We start from the raw sequence: 3,960 nt of genomic DNA, 5'->3' as shown, positions 1-3,960 counted from the left end.
ACCGCTAATTATCAACAAGCAGAGCTTATTGATAATAATTTATGAAACACTTAGTTTTTGAGGATTGGTAGTGATTGGCTCAAACACAGTCAGGTAATTGATTTGATGATGAGGCTAGCCTCATCGAACTCAGGTTATTCGCCAGCGTCCACACAAATCCCTTCGGTACTCTGCCATTATTCCAGTTACTCGGTGGGGATGCGGTAACGACAACTGAGGCGCAGATTGTCGTCAAACCAATTCTGCCAGTAGCTACCGTCACAGTTCTTCCTAAAACCCAGTTTGGTGAAGTTGTCGAACTCCAATATCAGCAAGTGGGAGAGCGGAATTCAGTCTTTACCGATGGCGTATATCAACCTTATCAGCCCAGTGCGATCGATATTCCTGGCTCTGCACCCCACCCCACCGCATTAGCCGAATCCGTATCGATGGCAGCAGTCACCTCCACTTATCCTACCTGTACCGTCAAGCTACCCGCACGAATCTTACAAGAGGGTTTAGCCTCGCAAGCGCAACTCGAAGCGTTAATTTATGCCACCGCAGCGCACAGTCAATTACTCGATACCAAGTGGCGGATTTCCGAGCATAAGTCCGTAGTATTTGCCAATGGAGACGATGTAGATGGCAGATACCACCGTCAGGGCTACTTTATTGGCGATTCTACAGGCGTAGGTAAAGGTGTTGAGGCGGCGTTGATTATTCTCTCCAACTGGTGTGATGGTAGAAAAAGAGCGATTTGGATCTCCAAGAACGAACCGCTAATTGAAGATGCCAGACGGGATTGGGTGCGGTTGGGTGGAAATGCCGAACAGGTTGTCGCGCTCTCCAAATTCAAGCTGGGAGAACCGATTAAATTGACTCAAGGCATCCTATTCGTCACCTTTGGCGGATTGAGAACTGGTGCCAAAGGTACCAAGAAATCGCGGGTAGAGCAGATCATCGACTGGGTGGGGGAAGATTTCGATGGGGCGATTTGTGTCGATGAGGCGCATTTAATGGGCAACTGCTCTGGTGAAACTACCGAACGGGGACAGACTAAAGCTTCGGCTCAAGCGTTGGCGGGAACCCATCTCATCGACAGGTTGGCGGATGCGCGGGTAACTTATCTCTCGGCGACAGGTGCCAGTAAAGTCTCGAACCTAGCTTACTGTCAGCGGTTGGGGCTGTGGATGACCAATCAGTTTCCCTTTACCTCCCGCGACCAATTTATCAGCAAGATGGACAACGCAGGTGTGGCGGGGTTGGAAGTATTAGCTCAGGATTTAAAGCGGACGGGAAAATATATCGCGCGGACGTTGAGTTTTGAGGGGGTGAGTTTTCAGACGTTGACTCACGCACTGACTAGAGATCAACAGCAGAATTGGGATGTGTATGCTAGAGCCTTTCAAGTAATTCATGGAGATTTGGACAAAGCATTAGTAGCGAGTGGGATTGAGGATCGAGAGGGAAAATGTCTCAATTCTCGTGCCAAGTGTAATATTTACTCCCAATTCGAGTCCTTAAAACAGCGGTTCTTTAATTCTCTATTATGTGCTGCCAAAGCACCCACCCTAATTGCCGCAATCGAAGCAGATTTAGCTGCGGGTAAGGCTTGTGTGATTCAATTGGTAAGTACTAATGAGGCGATGCTAGACCGAAAGCTGGCGCAGACTCCAACGGGCGAGTGGGGAGATTTACGCGCGATCGATTTTACATCACGGGAAATCATTGCCGATTATATGATTAACAGCTTCCCCGTTTATCTGTATACAGAGTACGTGGATGATAACGGCAACAACCGCAGCGAGATTGTTAAAGATGAAGCCACAGGTGAGCCTGTGGTCTGTCAGGAGGCTTTAGAAATGCGAGAGCGGTTAATTGAGGATTTATCTCTGTTACCACCGATAACGGGGCTATTAGACCAGTTAAATTGGCACTTTGGTCACGAGAACGTGGCAGAAATTACCGGACGGAGCAAGCGGATTATCCTCAAGGACGATCGCTATCAGTTGGCGACTCGGAACGGTAGTGCGAGTATCGCTGAAACCGAGGCATTTCAAGGCGATCGCAAGCAAATCTTGATCTTCTCTAGTGCTGGTGGAACTGGTCGATCGTATCATGCCGATCTCAACTGTCACAACCAACGGGTGCGACGGCATTATCTGGTTGAGTCTGGGTTTCAAGCGATTGTTGCCGTTCAAGGTTTCGGACGCACTCATCGATCGAATCAAGCTCATCCGCCAGAGGTAGTGCTAGTAACGACTAACGTTAAAGGTGAATATCGATTTACCGCCACGATCGCCAGTCGTCTGGGACAATTAGGTGCGATTAGTAAGGGACAACGGGATACCGCCAATAATGGGCTATTTGATGAGGAAGTCAATAACTTCAGTAGTCAGTATGCCAAAGTCGCGCTCGGTGAGTTCTTCGCCGATCTAAACGCGGGTAAAATTGAGGGAATTTCGATCTCTGAATTCGAGCAGCGGACGGGACTGAAACTGACGGGTGAGAGTGGGGCAATTGCGTTGGGAAATCTGCCCAAGATTACCACGTTCTTGAATCGACTACTGGCATTACCGATCGACGTTCAGAATCTGGTATTTAGCGAATTCGAGCAGCGGATTCAACAGCGGATCGCCCAAGCTAAAGCAGCGGGAATCTACGATCGGGGGTTGGAGACGCTGTACTCAGATAACGGTTTTGAAATTATTGAATCCAAAGTTATCGCTACCCAAAATCATAGCGAGACGATTTGCCACAGTATCGACAAGTTAAGCAAGCCGCGAATTCTCCCCGCAATTGCAGCCAGACAGTTGGTGCTAGAGGGCTATCTCTATTATCGCCACACTAAGACCCAGGCGGTCGCTGTAGCTGTGGTAGCGGATGCGCGGACGACGCGGACGGGGAGGGTGGTAGATACCGTCTACGTCCGCTATCCAGTGGGCAATCGCGAGTACGAACGAGTGGATCTGCCGGATTTCGAGGTGAGATGGGCAGAGGTGGAGCCAGATGAGTTCTTTTGGCAGACTTGGAACCATGTTATCTCCCAAACTCCAGCGTTTGTCAAAGAGCGAATCTATCTGATTTGTGGGTTGCTGTTACCAGTTTGGGATAAGTTACCCGTGGAATCGCCCAAAGTTTGTCGGCTTCAGGCTAACGACGGACGGGTGTTGCTGGGACGGGCGATCGAGGCGCAGGATATCGGTAGCGTACTGGCGAAATTTGGTGTGGATAGCAGTGAAACGCTGGATGCGGAGACGATCTTCCAACTAGTTTGGGAGGGTGAAAGTAGTTACACGATCGGGGGTAAGTGGAAGCTGCAACGTAATTACTTTAAGGGTGAAGATCGATTGGAGATTCTGGATGTTTACGATCGTAGTGACTTAGATTGGCTGCGGAGTATCGGCTGTTTTAGTGAGATGTTGAACTGTCGGATGCGGGTGTTTATTCCAGTGGATCGAGCCGTAGAAATTATCGATCTGTTATTGAAATAGTCTTATTATTTTGTCGTAGATGTAGCTGTCAACAAATAGTTGACAGCTACATCTTTTTTTTTGATCGATTTTGATTATATGAATACTTTTCAGTTAGAACTATTTCCAGAAGCAGTAGAAGAGATCGATCTAAATACTCCTAAAATTAAGTGTTTGTTGAGTTCTCTACATTCCTTTTCTGGTGCCAAGGAACGATGGAGTGCCCGAAAACAACAAGGACTCACAGATCGAGAATTAGAAGCTGCGATTGCCTATGAATTTGGAATTTGGGGCGGATCGACTCATCCGTTTTCACACACTCACAAAGGTGGTAAACAGCCAAAGTTTTGGCTGGGAGACGATTGGATTCATGGAAAACCAACTTTTCAAGGACGAGAACTGATAGATCTAGTCCGCAAATTATTAGATATTCCTTGAGTGTAATTTAAATATAAGTGAGAATATGATTGCACCTATGACATTGAAATCAAATTAATCATCGAATCCG

The 3,960-nt window shown here is 47.7% G+C and carries 3 protein-coding genes; 2 read left to right on the top strand and 1 reads right to left on the bottom strand.

Annotated features, from left to right (window positions below; translation table 11 throughout):
• Positions 1 to 79: 79 nt before the first annotated feature.
• A complete protein-coding gene (locus ACEW9J_RS00565; protein ID WP_373543210.1) occupies positions 80 to 262 on the bottom strand; it encodes a hypothetical protein in 183 nt (60 codons plus the stop codon).
• Between the two features lie 52 nt (positions 263 to 314).
• Between ACEW9J_RS00565 and ACEW9J_RS00560 the strand changes: the two genes are divergently transcribed.
• On the top strand, positions 315 to 3,473 hold the full coding sequence (locus ACEW9J_RS00560) for a strawberry notch family protein (protein ID WP_373543209.1): 3,159 nt from the start codon (positions 315 to 317) through the stop codon (positions 3,471 to 3,473).
• Between the two features lie 78 nt (positions 3,474 to 3,551).
• Positions 3,552 to 3,890, top strand: a complete 339-nt coding sequence (locus ACEW9J_RS00555) for a hypothetical protein (RefSeq protein ID WP_373543208.1) — start codon at positions 3,552 to 3,554, stop codon at positions 3,888 to 3,890.
• The last annotated feature ends 70 nt before the right edge of the window (positions 3,891 to 3,960 follow it).

Source organism: Chamaesiphon sp. (assembly GCF_041737865.1).
GTDB lineage: Bacteria > Cyanobacteriota > Cyanobacteriia > Cyanobacteriales > Chamaesiphonaceae > Chamaesiphon.
The sequence above is the reverse complement of the archived record's forward strand: the minus strand, read 5'-3'. Positions and strand labels throughout refer to the sequence as shown.

Coding starts and splice junctions, on each gene's coding strand:
- ACEW9J_RS00555 (WP_373543208.1), top strand. CDS start 3,552: ATGAATACTTTTCAGTTAGAACTATTTCCAGAAGCAGTAGAAGAGATC.